19 protein-coding genes are annotated in these 22,740 nt (G+C 52.0%); 4 read left to right on the top strand and 15 right to left on the bottom strand.

Annotated elements, in window-relative coordinates; translation table 11 throughout:
* Positions 1-226: 226 nt before the first annotated feature.
* Positions 227-1,267 (bottom strand): CapA family protein, encoded by a 1,041-nt coding sequence (locus RB298_RS32540; protein ID WP_486050424.1) that lies wholly within the window; start codon positions 1,265-1,267, stop codon positions 227-229.
* A gap of 501 nt (positions 1,268-1,768) precedes the next feature.
* Here RB298_RS32540 and chrS point away from each other — a divergent pair.
* Genes chrS through chrA form a run of 3 tightly spaced genes read left to right on the top strand, consistent with a single transcriptional unit; the run spans position 1,769 to position 3,415 of the window.
* Positions 1,769-2,251, top strand: a complete 483-nt coding sequence (chrS, locus tag RB298_RS32545) for a chromate efflux transcriptional regulator ChrS (protein ID WP_213580451.1) — start codon at positions 1,769-1,771, stop codon at positions 2,249-2,251.
* A 52-nt stretch (positions 2,252-2,303) separates the two neighbouring features.
* Positions 2,304-2,873 (top strand): chromate efflux transporter ChrB, encoded by a 570-nt coding sequence (gene chrB / locus RB298_RS32550; protein WP_096775426.1) that lies wholly within the window; start codon positions 2,304-2,306, stop codon positions 2,871-2,873.
* The gene (chrA, locus tag RB298_RS32555) at positions 2,873-3,415 is read left to right on the top strand and encodes a chromate efflux transporter ChrA (RefSeq protein ID WP_486050427.1); all 543 of its coding nucleotides are present in this window, start codon (positions 2,873-2,875) and stop codon (positions 3,413-3,415) included. Before chrB ends, chrA begins: the two co-directional genes overlap by 1 nt.
* A gap of 543 nt (positions 3,416-3,958) precedes the next feature.
* Here chrA and RB298_RS32560 read toward each other — a convergent pair.
* The 13 genes from RB298_RS32560 to RB298_RS32620 form a co-directional block, all read right to left on the bottom strand.
* Entirely contained in the window at positions 3,959-4,318 is a 360-nt protein-coding gene (locus RB298_RS32560; RefSeq protein ID WP_096775212.1) for a Rieske (2Fe-2S) protein, read from the bottom strand.
* Between the two features lie 309 nt (positions 4,319-4,627).
* Positions 4,628-5,683: an amidohydrolase family protein gene (locus RB298_RS32565; protein WP_486050429.1), complete on the bottom strand. Its 1,056-nt coding sequence runs from the start codon at positions 5,681-5,683 to the stop codon at positions 4,628-4,630.
* 28 nt (positions 5,684-5,711) lie between these two features.
* The gene (locus RB298_RS32570; protein ID WP_486050431.1) at positions 5,712-7,262 is read right to left on the bottom strand and encodes an ABC transporter substrate-binding protein; all 1,551 of its coding nucleotides are present in this window, start codon (positions 7,260-7,262) and stop codon (positions 5,712-5,714) included.
* A gap of 63 nt (positions 7,263-7,325) precedes the next feature.
* The gene (locus RB298_RS32575) at positions 7,326-8,186 is read right to left on the bottom strand and encodes a carbohydrate ABC transporter permease (protein WP_036662331.1); all 861 of its coding nucleotides are present in this window, start codon (positions 8,184-8,186) and stop codon (positions 7,326-7,328) included.
* 12 nt (positions 8,187-8,198) lie between these two features.
* On the bottom strand, positions 8,199-9,119 hold the full coding sequence (locus tag RB298_RS32580) for an ABC transporter permease (RefSeq protein WP_486050433.1): 921 nt from the start codon (positions 9,117-9,119) through the stop codon (positions 8,199-8,201).
* 190 nt (positions 9,120-9,309) lie between these two features.
* A complete protein-coding gene (locus tag RB298_RS32585; RefSeq protein WP_486050435.1) occupies positions 9,310-11,619 on the bottom strand; it encodes a helix-turn-helix domain-containing protein in 2,310 nt (769 codons plus the stop codon).
* A gap of 224 nt (positions 11,620-11,843) precedes the next feature.
* Complete coding sequence (locus tag RB298_RS32590; RefSeq protein ID WP_486050437.1) at positions 11,844-13,802, bottom strand: copper amine oxidase N-terminal domain-containing protein; 1,959 nt, start codon at positions 13,800-13,802, stop codon at positions 11,844-11,846.
* 179 nt (positions 13,803-13,981) lie between these two features.
* Positions 13,982-14,323 carry a hypothetical protein gene (locus RB298_RS32595; RefSeq protein WP_096775205.1) on the bottom strand — a complete coding sequence of 114 codons (342 nt, stop codon included), beginning with the start codon at positions 14,321-14,323 and terminating at the stop codon, positions 13,982-13,984.
* A gap of 56 nt (positions 14,324-14,379) precedes the next feature.
* Positions 14,380-16,638, bottom strand: a complete 2,259-nt coding sequence (locus RB298_RS32600; protein WP_486050439.1) for an outer membrane protein assembly factor BamB family protein — start codon at positions 16,636-16,638, stop codon at positions 14,380-14,382.
* Positions 16,639-16,824: 186 nt separating this feature from the next.
* Positions 16,825-17,145: a hypothetical protein gene (locus RB298_RS32605; RefSeq protein WP_375120721.1), complete on the bottom strand. Its 321-nt coding sequence runs from the start codon at positions 17,143-17,145 to the stop codon at positions 16,825-16,827.
* Positions 17,146-17,385: 240 nt separating this feature from the next.
* The gene (locus RB298_RS32610) at positions 17,386-18,603 is read right to left on the bottom strand and encodes a sensor histidine kinase (RefSeq protein ID WP_192569482.1); all 1,218 of its coding nucleotides are present in this window, start codon (positions 18,601-18,603) and stop codon (positions 17,386-17,388) included.
* Between the two features lie 21 nt (positions 18,604-18,624).
* The gene (locus tag RB298_RS32615; RefSeq protein ID WP_486050441.1) at positions 18,625-19,317 is read right to left on the bottom strand and encodes a response regulator transcription factor; all 693 of its coding nucleotides are present in this window, start codon (positions 19,315-19,317) and stop codon (positions 18,625-18,627) included.
* A 152-nt stretch (positions 19,318-19,469) separates the two neighbouring features.
* The gene (locus tag RB298_RS32620) at positions 19,470-20,654 is read right to left on the bottom strand and encodes an acyltransferase (protein ID WP_192569483.1); all 1,185 of its coding nucleotides are present in this window, start codon (positions 20,652-20,654) and stop codon (positions 19,470-19,472) included.
* A gap of 471 nt (positions 20,655-21,125) precedes the next feature.
* Between RB298_RS32620 and RB298_RS32625 the strand changes: the two genes are divergently transcribed.
* Positions 21,126-21,872, top strand: a complete 747-nt coding sequence (locus RB298_RS32625; protein WP_486050443.1) for a class I SAM-dependent methyltransferase — start codon at positions 21,126-21,128, stop codon at positions 21,870-21,872.
* A gap of 105 nt (positions 21,873-21,977) precedes the next feature.
* On the opposite strand, the gene RB298_RS32630 is transcribed toward RB298_RS32625, so the two are convergent.
* Positions 21,978-22,727, bottom strand: a complete 750-nt coding sequence (locus RB298_RS32630) for an SDR family NAD(P)-dependent oxidoreductase (protein ID WP_486050445.1) — start codon at positions 22,725-22,727, stop codon at positions 21,978-21,980.
* Positions 22,728-22,740 lie beyond the last annotated feature (13 nt).

Consider the following 22,740-nt stretch of genomic DNA (forward strand, 5'->3'; position numbering starts at 1 on the left):
CATATTGAAATTTTATTTTAAATTACAATATATTTTGTAAAATTTTATTTTATTTTTTCGGCAGGAATTTCCGGATGGGTGGCGTAAGCACAGCTTTTGTCGAAATGCGGGGAATGAAAACAAACGCCTAGCCGCCAGCTTCCGACTTGTTTTTACGGCGAACTTCCAAAAAGCGCACAAAAAAACAACCGCAGCTTACAGCCGCGGTTGTCTTTAAGATTCCCTGTTATTTTTTGCTGACGTTGCCGTTGGCATCAATTTTTGCATTGTAGGAGAGTTTGTTCAGTTTCGCGATGATCTCTTTATTATACTTCTTGTCCATCAGATTCGGTTGGCCTTGAATAATCTTCACCGGCGTAATCCGGCTCGTGATCTTGGAGCCCTGAATCTCAACATGCACCATCATCGACAGCAGGGTTTTGTCTCCGCCCCGGGTGGAGCGGTTGAACACGAAGTTGCCGAGCGAATAATAAATCGGCTTGTTCTTGTAATATTCGATGCCCATCAACGTATGGCTGTGCGATCCGATAATGATGTCGGCCCCGGCGTCAATCATCTTCTTGGCCATCGTGCGCGCATATTCTTCCGGATAGTCGGCGAATTCCTGGTTCCAATGGATGTATACGATCGTATAATCGTTGGTTTTGGCCGACTTCTTAATATGGGTCAGCATCGGTTCCATCGTGTAAGCGGAGGCAGCACCCGGGTGGTTCTTGCCCGCAATCCAGGAATTGCCCGACAGCACCCGGCTGACGCCCAGCACCGCGACTTTCTTCCCGTTTATGTTCTGCACGTAAGGCTTGAAGGCCTCGTCTATATTTCGCCCGGCACCCGTATACCCGATCTTCTGGCGTTTCAGATGCGTGATCGTGTCCAGCATGGCCTGCTGGCCATAGTCCAGGATGTGGTTGTTCGCCAGCGTGACGCCGTCGATTCCCGCGTATACCAGGCCCTTGAGCGTGTCCGGCTTCGAACGGAAAGCAAAGGTTTTATCCGCAGCCTTGCCGCGAATGGAGACCGGCGTCTCCAGGTTGGCAAACGCCATATCCGCCTTTTTCAAGATGGGGGTTACCTTCTTAAAAGGATATAGGTTACCGAATCTATCAATCTGGTTTCCCACGTATCCGTCTAATAGAATGTCACCTGCAAAAACAAGATTTATCGGTTTGTCCTTCGACTTGGCTTGAGTGGTTGTGCCCGCCGCCGAGACGATGCTCGCCGGGATCAGCATAACGATAACCAGAATGAGGCAAAATAATTTCTTCATATCCATGCCGCCTTTCCAAATGAAAATCCTGAGAAGCTAGTTATTCACCTCGTTTATCCTATCATAAATTGATATAAAAGGGTAATTATATAAAAGGAACCATTTAATAGAATTGTGAAATGGATTCTAACCAGTAGCCCTTTCAGCACTACGCATGCGGATTATTCTTCCAATCCCTGTTGCCCCCAAATTATTTTCCAACAGATTACAAGTGGTGAAAATCCAGGGTCAAAGGGGACCGCTTCGCTTCTCCGGAATCATTCCGCCTTCTCCATTGAGGCATGTCAACATCCAAATCATTCAAATCTATCTTTTTCTATCCATAGTCTTAGACTTGAAATGCGGAGAAAAAGTTTCAAATTTTGCAAATCATATTGAAAACAATATAAAGAACTTATATATTTAAACGTATCGTAAGTGTAACTTTAATCTTAATTACGTTTTGTAATATCCACACGCGGTTAGTCTTACATATAAGTAAAACTAAAGGAGCTGCATTCCATGAATATTCACGCTGCCGGCGAGAACTCATCTCCCCTGATTGATGATACGGACCGTAAAATCATTGCGATTCTCGGAAAAAACGGACGAATCTCGTACACGGATTTGGCCAAGGAGATCGGTTTGTCCCGCGTGGCCGCGCAGGCCAGGGTCAATGCCCTGATCGATGACGGCGTCATTGAGCGCTTCGCGGCCGTCATTAATCCGGAGAAAGTGGGGATTTCGGTGTCCGCTTTTTTCAATGTGGAGGTTGAGCCCAAATATTTGCAGCAGGTGGCGGACACTCTGGAGAACGAGCCATATGTGACCAGCCTGTATCATATGACCGGTCCCAGCAAACTGCATATGCACGGCTTGTTTGCCGATCATAAGGAAATGGAAATGTTTCTAAACGAGAAGCTTTACCCGCTTCCGGGCATAACCAGCGTGGACACGCAGATCTTAATCAAGCGCTATAAAAGCCGAATGGGCATCAGACTCTGATTTTCGACAGAAAGGACTCCTACCCTTGGATGATAAAAACAGCAATCCATACATGGAATTAACGTTCGGCATGTTCCGAACCGGCATACTCGGTTATGGCGGCGGTCCCTCCGTCATTCCGCTGATCCGGCATGAGGCCGTCGTTCGTTACGGCTGGCTCAGCGACGATGAATTCGGAGAGGTGCTGGCTCTGGCCAATGCGCTCCCGGGTCCGATCGCCACGAAGATGGCCGCCTATCTCGGTTACCGGGAAAAAGGGGTGCTAGGCGCGGTGGTCGCGGTTCTTGCGCATATCCTCCCGACCTGCATCGCGATGATCGCGCTGCTGTCGGCGGTGACGTTCCTCAGCAGCTCCAAAGTCGTGGCAGGCATGATTGCCGGCGTTACGCCGGTCATTGCGGTCATGCTGGGCACGATGGCTTACGAATTCGGCGAGAAGGCCGTGAAGGGACTTGGCATTTACGCCGGGATCGGTTTTTTTGTGGTGTCGTTTCTCCTGCTGGAAAGCCTCCAGATCCATCCGGCCCTCGTCATTATGCTGTTCCTTGCCTATGGCACCGTGCATTTTAGAACCGTAGCCAAACTCAAAAAACAAAGACGGGATAAGGAGGGGTCCGCCTGATGGAAGAATGGCTTCAGCTGCTGGTCAGCTTTTTTGTCTCCAACGTGCTCGGATATGGCGGCGGTCCTGCTTCGATCCCGCTCATGTATAAGGAAATCGTCACGAATCACGGCTGGCTGACCGACCCGGAATTCTCCAACATGCTTGCGCTTGGCAACGCGCTTCCCGGGCCGATCGCCACCAAAATCGCCGCTTTTGTCGGGTACGGCGTATCCGGCTGGATGGGCATGACCCTCGCCCTCGCGGCGACGGTCATCCCTTCCGCGGCAGCGCTCATCTGGCTGCTGAATCTGCTGCAGAAATACCGCACGTCGCCGGTGGTCAAAGGCATGACCCTGCTGGTTCAGCCGGTCATCGCGATCATGATGCTGACCCTGACCTGGCAGATCGGCAAAAGCTCGGTCATCTCCATCGGCCTCCTGCAATCCCTCGGCATCGCCGCCGTCGCCTTCTGGGCCATGAACATCCGCAAGATCCACCCGGCCTTGGTGATCCTGGCCGCGTTCGCTTACGGGGGCTTGGTATTGTCGCAGGTGGTGTAAGGGGATTATAGTAGAAAACAGTATACCTGCCGGAAATATCGGGACGACTAAAAGAGCGAGTATGAGGGGGCTCACTCCCACCATACTCGCTCTTTTTTCAATCGAGAGCCATCCAAGCCGTTACCGGACTACGCACCGTACCTATGCCCCCGCTTAGACGAACAGTGCAGTGAGCAGCACTTCACTGTGGACCGGACGTCCAAAATTATGATCGCCATATCATTCCATATGTCCCGAAGTCCTCTTGCTCTATGGTCGTGAGGGCTTTCGGCTTTCTTACGGACTCAGAATACCTTATTTCGTACAAAATAGCCCTTTTGGTATCTTTAGCGGACATAGAGGACCTTATTTGCTGTTTTTATTGGTGTTGGCATCCATAATTCGCACATTAGCGGATCTGGAGTCCGATACATTGTAAAAAATCGAGTTTTGATCTTAAATAACGGATCTAGGGTCCGTTAAAAGCTGACACAAGTAACTTGAGTTCCCATGGCTAGTAATGATACCAGAAGCCCCAATAATCACATTCCTTCAATTCCCCGCCTATTTCCTCCCCATCACCACCCCGATCTTGCCCTCTTGGACCTCCACCTTATACTTCTTCACCCGGATGCGGTCGCTAAACAGCGACTTGCCGGTCTGCAGGTCGAACTCCCACCCATGCCAGGGACAGCGGACAATTTCGCCTGCCCGGCCGTATTCGTAGTCGTATACCTCCGAAGGAAGCGTCGTACCGGAGACCAGTCCTGCGCAGATTGGCGCCCCCTGATGCGGGCAGTAGTTCAGAATCGCATGATACTCGCCGTTGACCCGATAGATGCCGATTTCGCGTCCCTCTATGTTCACGACCGCGTGCCCGCCCTCCGGAACGTCCTCCTCCGCCAGCACGTAATGTACCGCCATACATGCCACCTCCTTGCCTATGCGCCCAGCTTTGTAGGGTTTGGCTTTGAGTTTGGTTCAACTTGGGTCCAACCTTGTTTTTGCCTTTGTTTTCGACCTTCTTCTTTCGCCTTTGATTTCGACTTTCTTTCAACTTTGCCTTTGGTTCGTCTTTCGTTTGTCTTTGGTTTGTCTTTGGTTTGACTTTGGTTTGCCCATAGCCCCAGCTTCAATTATTCATGCTAGGTTCATACGGATACCGTTCATCCATTCATCCGTTCGTCCATTCATCCGTTCGTCCATTTATCCATCATCCATTCATCCAATCCTTCAATCCAGCCGGTACAGCTGCTTCGCATTCTCATAAAAGATCTTCCGCCGCGCTTCCGGCTTCAACCCCCGCAGGACATGGCCCGGCGAGTCGAAGTCCCAATGCGGGTAATCGCTGGAATAGAGCAGCATGTTCTCGGCATCGATCATATTGAAGAGATCGATGAGATGCTGCGGATTATCCGGCTCCTCAATCGGCTGCGTCGATAAGTAGCAGTGATCCCGGATGTACTCGCTCGGCATTCTCGTCAGCCAGGGCACGGTTGCGCGCAGAGCCTTGTAATTTTTGTCCAGCCGCCACATCAGGCCCGGCAGCCAGGCTACTCCGCCTTCAACCAGAACGACCTTGAGGCTCGGATACTTCACGAACACGCCCTCGCAGACCATGCTCACCAGATGCGCCATGAACATCTGGGAGAGGCAGGTGTGCCATTCGATGTAGCGTGTCGGGTAGCCGGCCGCGGTGGGAGCCGTCGAGCTCCCGCCGCCTTCCGCTCCCGGATGGATCGCGACCGGTAGGCCGTTACGCGCCGCCGCTTCGTAGATCGGGTGATAGTGGCGCTGTCCCAGCGGCGACCTCGCCGCACTGGAGATCATCACCTCTACGATATCCGGATGGCCGCCGATCCTATCGATCTCGCGTGCCGCCAGCAGCGGGTCCTGGGTAGCTACCGCCATGGCTCCCTTAAAAGCTTTATGCTTGCCAAGCCACTCGGCGATCAGATAATCGTTATAAGCCGAGCATATCGCCGCCGCATAATCCGGATCATGCGTGGAGGAGATGTTATAGACGACTCCCGTCAATACGGCATAGTCCAGATTGTAGCCTTCGATCAGCTGCTTGATCATATAATCGGGATCGGAGCCGGCCTTGCCTCCCCCCGGAGGGATCGAGTCTTTTTTCATCACGCCGATCGGCGAGTAATACCCTGAGCCTGCATACCCGATGCCGGATGCCGCTACCCGGGAGCGCCAAGGCTCCTGCAGATATGGCAGCAGCGCCCTGTCGTCCTGCTCGTTATGAACGTCGACATCGATGATTTTGGTATCGTCCATTGCCTGATTCCCCCATCTCCATTAAGAATTACTTGCCGCCGTATGTGCGCGTATATGCGGTGTTATACATGGCAAGAAGTTCGTCGGAGCCGAGTTTCTTCGCTTGGTCGATGAATTGCTGATACGTGGAATCGTTGATCGGCGTTTTGCCGGTTACGAACTCCGTTACCTTCTGTTCAAGGAATTTATTCAGATTGTTCAGCTTCGATTTCTCGAGCTCCAGCTCCTCTTCCGTCTTGACGATCTGCTTCGGTGCAGGGACGATATACTGCTCATACCTTGCATTGATATCCTTGCTCTTCTCGCTTAACCCGCGCTCCCACACTTCCCGCGACTTGGCGTTATTCAGCGTGATCAGGTCATACCATACGCCCCAATCCTTGCGCAGCGCATTAAACGGAGATTCGCCGAACTCCTTGTTATATACCGCTTTGCCGTCCTCCATCGTATACGTTTTGCCTTCGATTCCTAAGGACAGATAATTCGTTCCCTCTTCGCTGACCAAATAATCGAGGAATTGGACGGCGCGCTCCTTATCCTTCACTTTGGCCGATATCGCTCGGCCGACGGTGCCAACGACCGGACGGGAGAACTGATAGTTCTTGATCCCTTCGGCGGCAAAGGATGGAATTGCGTCCAGCTCATATTCCGCCGTGCCGGCCCCCCTCGCCTTGGCAACCAAGGATTCAAGATCGGCCTTCCAGAAAAACGTCACCAAGGATTTGCCCGTCAGGATGCGCTCCTCCCACTGCGCTTGCGTCAGCAGCGAGAATTCCGGATCCAGCAATTTTTCCGCATACAGCTTATTCAGGTACACCAGCATATCCTGATAATTCTCATGATACGGCGCGAATGCGTATTGATCCTTGGTTGGATCCAGGTTGTAAAAACCGCTGATGCCGGTAAAGATACGCCCGAAGGTCGTATACAGCCCCGTGTCGCCTACGATCGCGTTCGATATGAGCGGATAGGAGTCCGGCACCTTTTCTTTCAACGTTTTCAGGTATTGATAAAATTCATCCACGGTGGTCGGCGCCTGTATCCCGTGCTGATCCATAATGTCCTTGCGGGCATACCAGATAAAGTTAAAGCCCTTGCCTTCCGCATCCCCCTCCAGGACAGGTACGGTATACAAGCCTCCGTCCGTGCCCGTTGCCAGCGCCTTGGCTTCAGGATATTTCTCGTAAAAGGCTTTCAGATTCGGAGCCCGATCCAAATAATCATGGAGGTTCAGGAACACCTTCTCCGGCCCATGCTCCCGGCCGTCCTGCGTCGGCACCTGGATAAAATCGGTAGCGGTATTCGTGGCAATCATGATCTGCCTTTTCTCCTCAAGCCCTTCCTGGCTGACGATCTGGAACTTCACTTTGACGCCCGTCTTGGCCTCGATCTCTTTGAAAATCTCCCAGTCATCCCGAACCTTGCCCTCCACCCGGTCGTATACGAGCCATGAAAAAGCAACCGGTTTGTCAGGGCTTAACGTCCCCGAATCGTCCTTGCCCCCGCCGGTGCAGCCCGTAACCAGCATCGCGCAGAGCAGGATCATGGCAAGCGCCGTTCTGAACCCCTTTTGCCTCATTCCATAACCTCCTTCTTTTTTATCATCACATCGTATAGAAATGGATTCCCGTTAAATCCATGACTACCCCTTAATGCCGCCAATCATCGTGCCCTGTACAAAATATTTTTGGATAAACGGATAGACGCACAGGATCGGCAGCGTCCCGATCATGATCATGGCGTATTTCAGCGTTTCCAGATGCGTCAGGTCACCTTCGCCCTGCACGTTCGTGCCGGCGATCAGGATGTTGCGCATCATGATTTGCAGCGGGTACATTTCCCGGTCATTCAGGTAGATCAAAGCGCTGAAGAAGGAATTCCATTGATTCACCGCCGTGAACAGGCCGATCGTGACCATCACCGGCACGGATAGCGGCAGCACGATCCGCACCAGAATCTGCATGGATCCGCATCCGTCGATGGCAGCCGCGTCCTCAAGCTCCTCCGGCAGCGCCTCGAAGAATGTCCGCATAATGAACAGGTACCATGTGCTGATCAGCGACGGAAGGACGATCGCCCAGATCGTGTCCAGCATCCCCAGCTTCTGAACGATCAGGAAGGTTGGAATCATGCCGCCGCTGAAGAGAAGCGTGAACGCTGCCATGAGCAGAATCACTCTTCGGCCGGGCAGCCACCGCTTCGCCAGCGGATACGCCATCGCCGAGGTTGCAATCAACGTCAGCAACGTATGCAGGAACGTGTACCGGATCGTATTCCAGTAACTCACCCAGAGATCGGGGTTGTAGATGAGCTGTTCGTAAGCGATCAGCGTAATCTTTTTCGGCCATAGCAGCACCGCGCCGCTCGCGACCATGGCATTGTTGCTGATGGAAGCCGAGAATACGTACACCATCGGGTAGGCCATTACCATGATCAGCACAATCATGAACAATATATTGAATACGTCAAACAGCTTCGAAGCGAAGCTTTCCTGCTTTTTCATCGCGCACCTCCCTTACCACAGGCTGGTCTCCGAATATTTGCGTACGACCCGATTGGCCGCAACGACCAGAATGAAGCCAATCGCCGACTGGAACAGGCCTACTGCGGTCGCGAAGCTGAAATCGGCATCCAGGATGCCCCGCCGGTACACAAAGGTATTAATGACATCCGCGGTTTCGTAATTCATCGTGTTGTAAATCAAAAGGATTTTCTCGAAGCTGGCCTCCATGAAATTGCCGAGCGACAGCACGAACAGAATAATCATGACAGGCACCATGCCGATGAACGTAATATGCCGGATCTGCTGCCACCGGTTGGCCCCATCCATCTTGGCCGCCTCGTACAGCGTCGGATCGATGCCGGCAATCGCAGCCAGGTAGAGAATGGTCCCCCACCCGACCTTCTGCCATATTTCGGAGCCCACGTACACCGTCCGGAACCACTCCGGTATGCCGAGAAACATGATCGGCTCGATGCCGAACAGCTTGACGAGCAGATGGTTCACCACGCCCGTGGTCGGAGACAGGAAGGTGACGAGAATGCCCGCGATCACGACGGTCGACAGGAAATGCGGCATGTAGCTGATGTTTTGCACGAACCGTTTGAACCATTTGCTCTTCAGCTCATGGAATAGGATCGCCAGAATGATCGGCGCCGGAAAATGAAACAGCAGATCGTACACATTCAGCATGATCGTGTTGCGTATCAGCTTCCATGCATCGGGGGTGACATAGAAAAATTCAATGAAATGCTTCAGTCCCACAAATTTGCTTCCCAAAATGCCCCGGCCGATCGAATAATCCTGGAAAGCAATGATGATGCCGTACATCGGCGCGTACTTGAATATCAAGTAGTACAAGATGCCGGGCAGCATCAGCAAGTACAACGCTTTATGCTTTTTCAGAACGTAACCGATCCGTGATAGCTGCGCCAATAATCCCCACCTCCGATTGAAAGCATTTACATTCGTTTGTTGTTGTCCCCACTATACGAGCCGTGCTTCCTTCGCGTAAAGCAAACATCTTTTCCTTAAGACGCATGTTTTGTTATGCCTGCGCCGCAAGGCTTTCGGCCTGTTCCATGCAAAAAAAGAGACTTCAGAAAATAATGCAGTCTCTTCTTTCCTATTGATGGGAACTCCGGTATTTGGCAGGCGTAATGCCTTCATATCGGCGGAAAGCCCGAATCAAGGAATTCCTCCCCCAATACCCCACCTTTTCGGCGATTTCGTCTATTTTCAAATCCGTTTCAAGCAAAAATTGCTTCGCCTTCATCAGCCGGTACTTCGCGATATATTCCACGTACTTCTCGCCGACCTCTTCCTTGAAGGTTCGACTGAAATGCCCGATGGACATATTCATCATGCCGGCAAAATGCTCGATCGACAGCTCTTGATCGTAGTGCTCGTGAATGTACTCCAAAATCTCCATAAATTGTTGGCTGCGGCTGCTGGAGGCCGGTTTCCGGAACAGAAAGCCATGAATGTCCTGGAAGCATTGCGTCAGCTCGTCCCATGTCATGCAGCGATTCATTCGCTCGAACAGACCGGAATAATAGGGAACGTTCAATTCATTGCGCTCCGACTCCACCGCCCGAATCCAGGTGTTGAGCACATCGGCGAGCAGATATTTCATCTGCACGGCTGACGCATCCTTACGCTTCCCTTCCTCCAGCAGATCCAGCACGGAATGGAGCAGCTTGTCATACTCCCGGGTTTTGCACTGGTTGTGGATCCGCTGGACCTCCTGCACGGACAGGAAAGAGTCCCATTGCTGCAGCTCCCTTGAAGGCAGACTGCCGCAAATCTCCACCGTGGAATGCAGCCCCCGGTAATTCAGCATGGCCAGCGCATGCTCATAGGACTGATGCAGCTCTTCGATGGCATGAATGGTTCTGCCGATCCCGATCGTCGCTTTATAATAGACACCGTATTGCAGAAAAACGTGCCTGATCTGCTCCGCTATTCGTTCCGGATAACCCTCCGTGATGTGATCATGCTGGACGACGCAAGCCATCAAATCCGGCCTTGTCTGGCAGATCCAGACCATGCCGGGCGCCAGCCGGTGGATCTTGTCCTTCAGCTCCGTCAGCAAAAAGATTTTGGCGGATTCCGAAGTCGAATCATAAAACGACCGGTCATAGTGGAAAGAGATGCACAGGACGGTTCTTGCCGCCTTATGGCTGTAAGCAAACTCAATCTCCTTGGCGTAGTACTCAATCGATAAGGCATCCCGGTATTGCCCCAGCAGGATTTTCGTGAAAAACTGCTCCTGCACGATCGGCAGCATCCCGTTCACCATCTGGTACAGCTCTTTATTCTCGGTCATGATGAACTGGGAGTAGCGCTTGATGACGTCAAACTCGTTACCTTCGTAACGGCCCTCTTCATTCGGAGCATGGTGCAGCTTCAAGCCATCCTTGATCTCCCGAATCGGCCGGTACAAGCGCCGGCTTAAATAATACGAGGCGAGCGCGCCGACAATGAGGAAGAACAGGAGGAACAACCAGCAGATTAAGCGGGTAATATGGACCGGCTTCATCAATGTGCCTAGATCAACCATGCTGATATAATGCCAGGACTCGTTGAAGCCGGACGCCATGAAGGACAGCCCCACCTTGTCCGATATCGTAAATTGCGAAGCGAAACCATCCGTGCGTATTCGCTGCTGCAGGGCATGCTGGTCCTGCTCGGTCAAACCGGTCCGGGCGATCACTTGGGCAGTATCATCCACAATGGCCGTGCCCGTGACCCAGCTCTCCGGAATATGAATCCGCTCCTCAAGCTTGTCTCGTTTCACTTCGACCAGGAGGTAAACTTCAGGGGCGGCGGTATTGAACGGGTAACTCATGGAAGCCGTCACGGAAGCGGGAGAATCCATGAAATCCATCATTTTCTTGCCGGATAATTCGGCTTCCAGCTGGTGGCGGCGGTTTAGATCCAAGGGATAGCGGGAATGGAAATAATACGCTTTGTTCGTATAGGTTTCGGCATCGATCATTAAATCCTGATGGACAAAATAATAATAAGCCTTCTCGACCAATTCATCCGATTCCAGCTGCTGCAGCTGCTCCCGCAGGGAATGAAGCAGCTCCGGAAGAAGCTGGCTTTCCGGCGACGAAGACATGGGAGCGAGCAGCACGCTCCGCAATCTGGATGTGCTCAGGATATTAATCATGCTTGTCTTTAGCGATTGAAGCTCGGCATCCGTCTGCTCGGAGAACCGGTTCATCACCACTTGGTTAAAACGCTCGGCATCCTTTTCGATGATGCGAACGACAAGCACCTGAGCAAGAACCGAAGCAACAATGACGGGGATGAGAATAAGGAGAAAATAGTTCGCGAACATTCTCCAAAACAGGGTGTGCCTTCTGGGAGGCGGAGTATCGGCCGCCCCCGGCTCAGTCAAGCGGTCAGGCGGTGTCCTTCGCTTCATGAATGTCCCCCCTTTGTATTTAAAATTGCAAGTAACAGGGCTTGCATTTACGTTTACTATATTTTGATGTAAGTTATAATATTCGCCGCATAAGGGAGATGGATGGGGCTTGCGGTGGAATAGTATTCGTCCACGAGAAAGAATCGCTTCCATAGCAAAAAGGGCCAGGAATCTCCTGGCCCTTTTCCGAAACGAGAATATCTTTTTTGCTTGCTCGCATTCGCTTACTCGTATTCGAATACCGCATCCGGCGTAAGGGTTACATTGGGTGCATAACTCGGCATCTGACCGGTCTCTTGCAAATACTGCTCAACAATCCGAGCGGCATCTACCAAAGAGCTAAGCAGCCAGTCTTCATAAAGCCTTCCGAACTTTTTGTGAAGCCATTCTGAGGTGTACTCATTCGAAAGGGTGAACAGGGAGTAGATTTCACGGACCGTATTGGTATGCTTGCGGCCGTAATCATCCGTCCAAGTCACTTTTTTATTCAAATCCACTTTGCGGATATCTTCCGTTTTGGTCGACAGGATGCCATTCTTGTATTGGTAATAAATGCGCAAGGATTTTTCATATTCATGGCCTTTTAGCAGCCTCCAACCAGCCATGCTTCCGGTCGCAGGAACCGATGACATTTTGCTTTTCCCGGCGTTTCCGGTGTTGCCGCTGCTCGTTGCCTTCTTCGGCTCGCCCTTTACGACGAATTGTGCCGCGCCCAGCGTCACGGTCATTTGCTGTTTGGATGCATCCCATTTCAGTTTTGCACCCAGTGCTGCGGTCAGCAGATCCGCGGATACGAGCGTCTCCCCTTTGTTCTGGATCGGAGCGCCTTTCATGTTCACGGTTTTGCCGTTGATCTTCGCCTGCTTGCTTCCTGCCTTAACGGAAAGCTTGGTTTCTCCTACGGTAATGTCGAAGGTCTTGGAAGCAGCCTGATATTGGACCGAGCCTCCCACGGCTTGGAATACCGGCTTCAACGGCAGGTAAGTAATCCCCTTTTCCTGCTTGGCGTTCTCCAACGGCTTGCCAAGTCCTGAAACGATTTTCACGGACTGCTTCTTGCCCGCGACCTCCACCGTCAGCGTGGCTTCGCCTACGCCCATGATTTTGTAAGTTCCTTTATCTCCAGCTTTAATTAAATGCGGCTTGTCTACGGACAAAGCGATCATATTCGCCGGAATCTTGTGCTTCTCTCCGCTGCTGTACTGAAATTCGACCGTTGGCGTGATGGAGCTCCCCACCTTCGGCTTGCTGTTCGCTACCTTTAGCGTAACGCCCGTAATGCTCGGAACCGTCACATCATATAATTGTCCATGATCATATTCGGTCCAAGTCCCATCCGATAGCCGGGCGAAAAAGCTCTTGGAACCTTCGATTCCCACAATCTCTTTCACTCCGCTGATCCCGTTCAACGGGCTCATTTCGAAGGTTTGCGTGAATACATCCAATCTCGCATTCCACACCGTTCCGTCCTTTTTGACGAAAATCAGCTTCTGTTCTTTACCGAAAGAAATATCAGCCCCGTCGCTAATCAAGTTTTGGGACAGGTAAGTCGTGCTGCCGTTGATTCGAAGGGTACTGAACAGCACCAGTCTTCCGTCATTGTATAAAATAGCGGCATAGTCTCCGGCAACCTTGATTTTGCGGATCGCGCCCACGTCCGCTGCTTGACCCAGAGCCACGGGCTCCGGCGTATAAGCACGATTATGGTATAAGACCGTCCCCGACTGGGTAACGCCGCCGATAATCCCGTTGTTCTCGTCAAAAACGGAAATTCCCTCAAACCCCTTTACAGTCTGCGGCTTGGAATCAACCATGCGATGGACGATGCCGTCAGAGGTCAACCAGTAACCTTGTCCCACCTGTTTCACATGATTAGCACCCGCTACAGCCTGATAACCCGATTCCCCCCACATGACCAGTCCGCCCGCGTTATTGACGCCGAACCCGTATCCGCTGGAGCCCGCGACGAACTTCAGATCTCCGCCCATCGGAATCGGGATTCGGTTGATGGGAAGACGGCTGTACGTAATCCAGACCGTGCCGTCCTCCATCAAGGGCGTGCCATCGGGCAGCAGCATTGCAATCTTGGCGCTTGCCTTGCCCGACTCCCCATATGCTGCACCGGCCACGCTGGGAACCATCACGCAAACCGCCAATAGCAGAACCAACATTTTCTTGAACATGAATGAACCTCATCTCTTATCAGAATGTAAGTCTTTCAAATCTAGTCAATTTGAACCAGGAATATTATACCATTCAATAGAAACGAAACAATATCAAAATTCGCAAGATAACATAAGACCAAAAAAACGCCCCCAGCATCTGTTTCCAGACACCAGGGACGCTTATCGTTCATCTGCATTTATTCCATGCGCTCAAACACCTTGAATCTTCGGCCTTCCTGCAAAGCCACCAACGTATGTTCATCGACGACATAGATTTCCGTGCCTTCGGGCAGCTCGTTCGAGGATAAATGCGTATCCGGATATTGATCAGGCTCGAGCCGCTTCTGGATCGTGCCCGCCAAGGTCAAATCCGCCTCCGCAAAAGCCTCGGCACCCTCAGTGCCTTTTCCGATATACTCTTGGTCATCGTATTTTACCAAAGACGCATAACTGGCCGACTGCTTGCTGCCGCAGCCCAAACATAGGATCAACAATAGGCTGATGATCGGAAGCCCTGCTAACTTAAGCCTCTTGCCCATAAGTCTTCCTCCTTTGCGGACGTCTCCCTACGGTGTTAGTCATCTATCGATACAAGCTATAACAGCTCATCCAAGCGTTCCTTTAACGCTCGGGCATCATAACGAACAAAAGCTCCGTTGACCGTGCCGACGAGCACATCCTGATCCGTTACGTTCAGCGCGCCGTTTTTGGCATAGGTCTCTCGCAAATCGACGTTGCCGGTGATCACGTCATGCAATCTGCCCAAGCTTCTGCCGTCTTCCTTATGCAACACCACAAGATCGCTTCCCAAACTTATCAGCAGGCACGGATCCAGGATTCCGTAGCTGCTGCCAACCAGATGGGACAGATCGTCACCCGCTTTGGAAGTGGTCTCCATCTTCCATAGGATGCTGCCGCTCTCTATATCTACCGCAGCCGGAATGCCGTTCAAGGCAAGATAGACTCGCGCTCCCTCGATGACGCCACGGGTGGCCTTCCCTTTAATTGTCCACAGTTCCTTATCTTCAAGGCGGTCATACAGTACGCTTTCGTAAGCGGCGGCCCCGCTGAAATACTCCCCGCCAAGCGCACGCTGCACCAGCAGATACCGCTCATTCAGCACCTCGAACCTTTCCATCTCCAGTGCCGGATACGTGTCTTCGCGCACGCCGGTTTCCGTATTGAGCAGAACCCATTCCTTGCCAAGCAGCATCCATCGTGTTGTCATATCCGCTGGCGCAGTTGGATCGTAACGATAACCTCCGGTAAAATACGGATCTCGGGACGGATCGTCCATCACCCTCTTGCCGACCTTCACATTCCATGCCGATTTGCCGGTGACCGGATCGTAAGCGGTAAGCTGTCCGTTCTGCTCGATGAGCACGTATGGATCGCCCGTTCCTGCATTCAGCAAGCGGTGTTCGCCGGACAAGGTCTTTTTCCAACGCAGCTTGCCGGTATCCTGATCCAGGACGCGCAGCACGCTTTTGGTTTCGTTCATGTTCAAAGCTTCTTCCAGTATGATCGCATCGGCCGCAGCCGTCATCTTCAAGCCGAATTGGTTCTTGGGCTTAACCTCCCATAACACGTTGCCATCCGACAACCGGATATGCCGCACGCGGGCCACGTAATCCTTAACCTCCGGATTATATGCCGAGTACATCGTGACATGCTTCCGCTCCCGATCTGTAATGGCCGTATACCAGCCGAATCCCGCATCCTCCTGCCACAGCTTCTTGCCGGTGCCCCGGTCAATTGCGTACAAGGAAGAGTTATCGTGCATGCCGCTGAACCCGCCGTCATCTCCCTTGAGGAGCAGGACATCCTCGTTGGCTTCAAGCAGGAAGGTGAAGTTCAGATTACCCTGATTTCGCCAATCGGGCTCGGCTGTTATGGTCTTCCGCAGCGGCAGGACGTCCAGATGATAGGTAAACTCGTAATCATCGCCAGGATTGTAACTCCGCTCGAAGGATCCCGCCGAAGGGATTACCCATTCGCTGGAACTCAGCTTTCCGGATGGGGAGAACGTCACGGTATAATGGGCATCCCGCTGCTCATATCTCCAGGTCTCGCCGAGAATCATCGGTTTATTGGAGCTCGATTCCTGATTCCGCGATGTCTCCCTCGCCTGCGGTTCGCCGAGCAGCTTTTTCACGTACGAAGAAGGGGTCCCTTTCTTAAAAAGAAACTCCGTCAAGTTGCGCACCACATCCGTCGCTACTTCCGAATTGCCACCGAGAAGCGCTTCAGGCATCGCCTTCTTGGCTGTCGTGTCCTTCCCTTGTACCCACATCAGCGCCGGGCGGTAGATCCGGTAATCTTCCTTCCACTTGGAGGGAGCGACCATAACGCCGTACCAGTCCTTCCACTGGGCTACGGCGATGAGGGACGTTCCCGTCTGGGATACCGGCCATTTCACCGCGCTTCCGGGAGCCAGGTATATGCTGCCGCTGCTGCGCAGTTGAAGCGAGAGCGGGGAAATATCGTTCACTTTGGCAGCTTCCTTGGAAACATACCATGTCGGGAGCCACAGGTCCCCACGGGAATCGGACTTGATTAATGCCATTTCCCCCTTCACGGAGTGAAGCCGGAGCGATTCTCCATCGGCCCCGTAATAGCTGGCCTTGAGATTCCTCAGATGGCTGTTCTTGCTAAGCGCATTAGGGAAAAAAGCAGTCCTATGCTGAAGCGTGACGCGTTGACCGGATGTAAAGCTCCCGGTTCCGGCAGCATCGGCGAATACGGGACGAGTGCCCTCCTGCGCCTGCTGAGCCGGAAGTCCGACGAGTGAAATGCAGGCGGCTGCCGTTATTCCGACGAATAGTCGCTTACGGATCGAAACGCGTGTACTCACAAGAAACCATCCTCTCCCATACAAGCATATATATTGTAAACGCTATTATAAGACAATATGTTCCAAAATCAAAACAAAAAAAAGCTCCCTTTCAGAAAAGGAGCTCTTTCTAACGCATGTATGAACGGGCTATTCCTGTTGTGATGCTTCCGCGGCTGATCCGACGCAGGCTCGCTCTCTTCAGCATCATCGGACATTCATTCGCCAGGCTGAATCAGGTACGCTGCGGCTCTGCGTTTGCCTGCCTGTCATGATTCTGGCGCGATTAGACACGCCGTCCGATAATTCCCCCCACACTTGACCGATAAAGGATGCGGGGGCAATAGACGAGTCTCTATTGCTTTCAGATGCCGCCCCGCCGATGGATCGCTCCTCAAACTGCATATTAGCACGGAATGCACTGAACTCTGCGCATCCCGATAATAAAATGACACCAACCATCACAATCATAATCTGCCACGCCACCACGAGCCTGGCGTTCCGTTTCGAATAATCCAAGGATTCCATCCGACTTCCTCCTTATGTACGTTCTGAAGGAAAGTATAAGGAACATATCTTATCAATCAGCGGGGCAAGTTCTTAACGAATGCTTAAATAAAACTGAACAATTCCATAGGGACCTTGCAGCAGCGATCGGGGAGCCCTTCTCAGGATCATATAAAAACGCTCCCTCGAAGGGAGCGTTCGCTTGAGCTGCCTCTATTGCTTCGCAATGCAGAACGACCACCGTGCGCAAGCGAACTGCTGCTATACGACTTGGGGAAAGCGGGTTTCAAAGGTCGTCCGCTGCCGGTCGCTCCGAACCCGGATTTCGCCGCCCTGGACCTCCACGATGCTCTTCGTGATCGCCAGTCCCAGACCCGTGCCCCCGGTCTGCTTCGAACGGGAAGCCTCCACGCGGTAGAAGCGATCGAAGATGAACGGCAAATCCCGCTCCGGAATCGGATCGCCGTAGTTGGTGAAGCTGATGCTCACCTGACCGCCAACGCTGCGGACGGCGATGTCGATCCTGTGTCCCGACTCTCCGTACCGGATCGCATTGGATATCAGATTCTCGTAAGCCCGGACAAGCTGGGCACCGTCTGCCCGAATAACGAGGCCTTCCTCCGCCGCAAGCTTGCATTCCATCCCGGCTTTCTCCAAGGACGGCACGAATTCCTCGATCAGCTGTCTCATGAACTGAGCCATATCGATCTCCCTAATATCCAGCGGAAGCCCGTTATTGATCCTCGTGTATTCGAACAGGTCATCGATCAGCTTCTTCAGATTCTGCGCTTTCTCATAAGCGATATTCACGTAATACCGCAGCTCTACTTCATCCTGGTACCGGTCTTCCTCGATAACCTCCAGGAACCCCAGTATCGATGTCAGCGGCGTCCGGAGATCATGGGATACCCCCGTGATCAGATCATTCTTCGTTTTCTCCGCATGGCGCTCCTCCAGAATGGATTGGTGAAGCTGCCTGCTCATCTGGTTGATGCTCTCGGCGACCTCGCCCAGCTGGCTGCCTGAGCGAACAGGAATCTCGGTATCGAAATTCCCCTTGGCAATCTCGCGAAGGCCATGCGTGATTTCCTCCAGGTACGCGTTCAGCTGCTCGGTCATGCGGTTAATGCTAGCAGCGACGGCGCCTACTTCGTCCCGGGTGTCGAGCTCGATTCTGGAATCGAATCGTCCGGCCGTGATGTCCTGAAGACCGGTCTCTACCTTCCGCAGATCCAGGGCAAACCACCTCGTGCTCATGTAATAGCTTGCCAAAAAAAGAATGACGCCCGTGACCAACATAACCGGCTTCGAACCGAGGTTATTGACGATCCAGGCAAGCGGCGGGTTGATGGCCGGAATGGAGAGGACCAGCGTGCTTAACGCATAGAGTATGATAAGCAGGGCGGCCGCGATGCCGATGCTGGCGAGCAGCATAAGCAGCATCTTCAGGCGGATGCTATGAAGCTTCAATCCTTTCAAGTCAGTCACCTCTGGTTAAGTTTACTCTATTTTGTAACCGATCCCCCATACCGTCTTAATGTATTCCGGCTGCTGCGGATCCTTCTCGATCTTCTCGCGCAGCTTGCGAATATGGACCATGACCGTATTCTTCGATTCCATGAACGGCTCGTTCCATACCTCGGTATAAATCTTGTCCATGCTCAGCACGAGTCCGCGGTTGATGGCCAGCGTATGAAGCAGGGAGAATTCGCGCGGCGTCAGCTTAATCTCCCTACCGGCCACCGTTACCCGGTGGGACGCGACATTGAGGATCAGCTCATCGATCTGGATTTCGTTCTCGTCCCGTACCGATTGATTGTTCAGCTGTTTGTACCGGCGGAGCTGCGATTTGATCCTTGCGACCAGTTCCAGCGGACTGAACGGTTTGGTCACGTAATCATCCGCGCCGATGCTGAGTCCAGCGATCTTGTCAATCTCCTGGCTCTTGGCGGACAGCATGATAATGGGCGTGTTGTTCTCCTCCCGAATCTTCATGCATGCCTGGATGCCATCCATCTGCGGCATCATGACATCGAGAATGATCAAATCCACTTTATGGTTTTTTAGAATCTCCAGCGCTTCCAGGCCATGAGATGCGGTGAGCAGCGTATAGCCCTCATTCCTGACGTAAATCTCCATCAATTTCAAAATTTCGGTTTCATCGTCAACCATCATTATCGTAACTCCAGACATGGCTCCTCCTTGATCATAAAGCGGCAGTCAGCATAACGCCTTTTACGTTCTCTTCTCCATGGATGTTGTCAGGCCGGGCGATGCTGCTGTTTTGGTTTCCTTTCGCCATGGCCATGCCTCGTCGGGTATACGTCCTATTCTTGCGAAACAGGCTAGGAACCGGAAAGCGGCACAGCCGGCGCATCGGTTGGTTTACCCGATCTCTTCGCCTTCGGAATATTACCGAAAATCACCCATGAGCCCGGTATATATCGAACCGTCAATTCCACGACGATCCATGAACAGCCTAAGGCTGCCGCAAAACCGCCCGCATACCACAGATGGGTCAGGATCGAGTTCCCCGTGGTTAGCGGGAATTGACGGTAGACGAGCAGAAAGAACGGATGAATGAGATAAATCCCGAAGGATACGGCCCCCAGTCTCTCCAGCGCGGGCGTCCATCCGCGTACCCCGGCCCGGTAGAACAGAATGGCGAACTGGAGCAGGACAAGCGCCCCAAAGTAAGTATGCATATTCCACAGCAGCTCGTACAGCGTTGAATTATATCCGGTTCCGTGAAGACGGTTGTTGTAATAAATGTACACATGGCCGAGACCGGCAGCTGCCCATGCGATCCACAGCATCGTCCAAGCCGCGATGCGGTAAGGCTGTGCGTTGGCACGGCTGATCACAAGCCAGGCCTTCAGTTTCGGATAATAGATGCCGATAAAAGCGCCCAGCATGAAGTAAGCTATATAGGACAGGGCCCAGCTTCCCTTATTCGGCACCTGCCAATAATACTTATTCATCAGTATAAACGTCCACTGGATCACCAGTCCAATCGGTATCGCCCATTTTGCAAGCTGCGGCATCTTCTTGAACAACCACAGCACCAGCGGAAACAGCACATAAAACTGAATGCTGATAAACACGAAGTACAGATGCGTATACGCTTTGCCGGTCAACAGCTTTTGAATAAAACTCTCCATCGTCTCGCCAAACGGCCTGCCTTGATAATGCAGATAGTGCAGCAGCCCGAAGTAAAACACGGAAAAGAGCGTATACGGGATGATGATGTACAGCAATCTTTTTTTGTAGAATCCGCCGATCAGCTTCTTGGTCGTAGGGCGGTCATAATAATTGTAGAAGAGTACCAGGCTGCTCAAAAATATAAACGTCGGCGTTCCGTATTTCATGAAGATGTTCATAAAATTGTAGATGAAAAAGTATTTGGAGTCCGTCATGGCCGATACGGCATACGATGTCGAGTGAACGGACAGCACGCCGATAATGGCGAATGCGCGGACCAATTGCAGCTCGGGAAGACGCTCCCTTGGCAGAGAATTCATTTTGTTCATGGCAGTACCCTCTCATTTCAAAGTCCGAATTTTTCTCGTTCCTAACCGAAACGAATTCAACCAGTATAGTAGACATTTCTTAACGTCTTACTTCCAAATTCTTAACAATTGCTTAAGATTCTGGTTCATGCTCCTAATAAAATTCTCCTTGATCCCGAAGAATCCTTGGTCTTACAATAAGAAAAATATCTATCGACGTACTTTCTCAGAAGACAGACCGCGTATAGCGGAAGTTTTTCTTGCGAGATAAGGATAGTAAGACTCTGAAGCTTATACTCTCTTATCTCTTAAAATAATCTTTAATTGGGGTGAATTGGATGCTGATAAGGATCCTTGCCGTTCGAAGTAGCTGGGCCCGGTCTGTCATACTGGACCGGGCCTAGCCAGAATCACAGTAACTGAGCGAACGAATATGAGACGATCTGTTTTCAGCATCCCATTTTATCTCAATTGAAAAGGTGAACCATATATATGAAATCACAGGAATACAAATCATTTTATGATATCGTAGGAGCCTTAAACGGCTGGGATTTCAGCAAGGTCAGATGGGTCTCGGAAGGCGTTGAGTGGAATTTTTACGATGAGGTTAGCAAGCGGTGCACATCATCGGGCGTTCTGCTGGATATCGGCACGGGAGGCGGAGAGAACTTGTTGTCCATCGCCTCGAAGGCGGCATTGCTGATTGGAATCGATCTTTCCCATGCGATGATAGAGACTGCCCGGAGTAATAAACGGAAGGCTGCGGCTTCCAACGTACGCTTTGTCCAGATGGATGCAGGGGTGCTTCAATTCCCGGAGGCGTTTTTCGATTTGATTTCATGCCGGCACTCCCCTTTCCGTGCTTCGGAGGTTGCCAGGGTATTAACCGATGATGGCGTGTTTCTAACGCAGCAGGTTCGCGAATGCGATAAAGCTAATCTGGCCCAAGCCTTCGGCAGAGGACAATCCTCCCGCGAAGACGGCGCTTTAATGGAGGAATACAAGATAGAACTTCAGCTGGCAGGGTTTCGCGATATCCAATGCGCCGAATATGATGCCGTCGAGTACTATGAGCGTGAGGAGGATCTTATCTTCCTGCTTAAGCACACGCCCATCATTCCCGGATTCGGACAGGAGGAATCGGATTTCCGCATCCTGCAGCAATTCATCGAGGAGCATCGCACAGATCTCGGAATCCGGACGAATTCCGCACGGTTTATGATCGTGGCGCGGAAATAGCCGGTCCTCCATGGTTATCCATAACCCGTAGCTTACGGCTATTAAACAGAAAAAGCGCACAAGGGACAGCCCTTGGCGCTTTTTTTTAGAAATCAGCATCGTATATTATCTCAGCATGATGGAACCGCCGTCCACCATCAGCGTTTGGCCGGTCATGTAATCGGAATCGGAGCTAGCCAAGAACACGGCCACGCGTCCGATATCCTGCTCGGGATCGCCCATTTTTTTGAGCGGAATCTTATCGACCATTTCTTGATACGCTTCCGGAAATGCCTGCTTCCACTGCTCTACGCCCGGCGTCAGCGCGATCGGACTGATCAGATTGACATTGATGCCGTCCGCTCCCCACTCGTTGGCAGCCACGCGTGACAATCCCCGGATCGCTTCTTTCGCTGCGGCATAGGAGGCCTGGTTCACCATGCCGGACAGTCCCGCACCGGATGCAAAGTTGATCACCTTGCCCTTGGCTGCTTTCAGATGAGGATAACATTCCTGCATGAAATAAAACGTCGGATAGAATCCGGTATTGAACGACAATGCCATCACTTCATCGGTTGTTTCCACAATGGGTACCTGCTTGGACACATGCGCGTTATTAACGAGAATATCCAGTCTGCCGTAGGTGCTCACAACGTCATCCACGATTCCTTTAATCGAGGCTTTATTCGTAATATCGCCGTTAATAAACATCGAATCGCTATATACCCTCAGCGCTTTCTCCGTTTCGCGCCCCTTATCCTCATTCACGTCCACGATGACGACCTTGGCGCCTTCCTTGGCCATGGCCAGAGCCATGCCGCTGCCGATTCCGCCGGCACCGCCCGTAATTATAGCTACTTTGTCTTTCAATTTCATGCTGTACACGCCT

The sequence above is a fragment of the Priestia sp. BR_2 genome (assembly GCF_041954005.1).
Taxonomy (GTDB): domain Bacteria; phylum Bacillota; class Bacilli; order Paenibacillales; family Paenibacillaceae; genus Paenibacillus_AQ; species Paenibacillus_AQ lautus_A.

Excerpts from the sequence above, each read along its gene's own strand:
- RB298_RS32540 (WP_486050424.1), bottom strand. The coding sequence starts at position 1,267 with ATGAAGAAATTATTTTGCCTCATTCTGGTTATCGTTATGCTGATCCCG.
- chrS (WP_213580451.1), top strand. The coding sequence starts at position 1,769 with ATGAATATTCACGCTGCCGGCGAGAACTCATCTCCCCTGATTGATGAT.
- chrB (WP_096775426.1), top strand. The coding sequence starts at position 2,304 with ATGGAATTAACGTTCGGCATGTTCCGAACCGGCATACTCGGTTATGGC.
- chrA (WP_486050427.1), top strand. The coding sequence starts at position 2,873 with ATGGAAGAATGGCTTCAGCTGCTGGTCAGCTTTTTTGTCTCCAACGTG.
- RB298_RS32560 (WP_096775212.1), bottom strand. The coding sequence starts at position 4,318 with ATGGCGGTACATTACGTGCTGGCGGAGGAGGACGTTCCGGAGGGCGGG.
- RB298_RS32565 (WP_486050429.1), bottom strand. The coding sequence starts at position 5,683 with ATGGACGATACCAAAATCATCGATGTCGACGTTCATAACGAGCAGGAC.
- RB298_RS32570 (WP_486050431.1), bottom strand. The coding sequence starts at position 7,262 with ATGAGGCAAAAGGGGTTCAGAACGGCGCTTGCCATGATCCTGCTCTGC.
- RB298_RS32575 (WP_036662331.1), bottom strand. The coding sequence starts at position 8,186 with ATGAAAAAGCAGGAAAGCTTCGCTTCGAAGCTGTTTGACGTATTCAAT.
- RB298_RS32585 (WP_486050435.1), bottom strand. The coding sequence starts at position 11,619 with ATGAAGCGAAGGACACCGCCTGACCGCTTGACTGAGCCGGGGGCGGCC.
- RB298_RS32590 (WP_486050437.1), bottom strand. The coding sequence starts at position 13,802 with ATGTTCAAGAAAATGTTGGTTCTGCTATTGGCGGTTTGCGTGATGGTT.
- RB298_RS32595 (WP_096775205.1), bottom strand. The coding sequence starts at position 14,323 with ATGGGCAAGAGGCTTAAGTTAGCAGGGCTTCCGATCATCAGCCTATTG.
- RB298_RS32605 (WP_375120721.1), bottom strand. The coding sequence starts at position 17,145 with ATGGAATCCTTGGATTATTCGAAACGGAACGCCAGGCTCGTGGTGGCG.
- RB298_RS32615 (WP_486050441.1), bottom strand. The coding sequence starts at position 19,317 with ATGTCTGGAGTTACGATAATGATGGTTGACGATGAAACCGAAATTTTG.
- RB298_RS32620 (WP_192569483.1), bottom strand. The coding sequence starts at position 20,654 with ATGAACAAAATGAATTCTCTGCCAAGGGAGCGTCTTCCCGAGCTGCAA.
- RB298_RS32625 (WP_486050443.1), top strand. The coding sequence starts at position 21,126 with ATGAAATCACAGGAATACAAATCATTTTATGATATCGTAGGAGCCTTA.
- RB298_RS32630 (WP_486050445.1), bottom strand. The coding sequence starts at position 22,727 with ATGAAATTGAAAGACAAAGTAGCTATAATTACGGGCGGTGCCGGCGGA.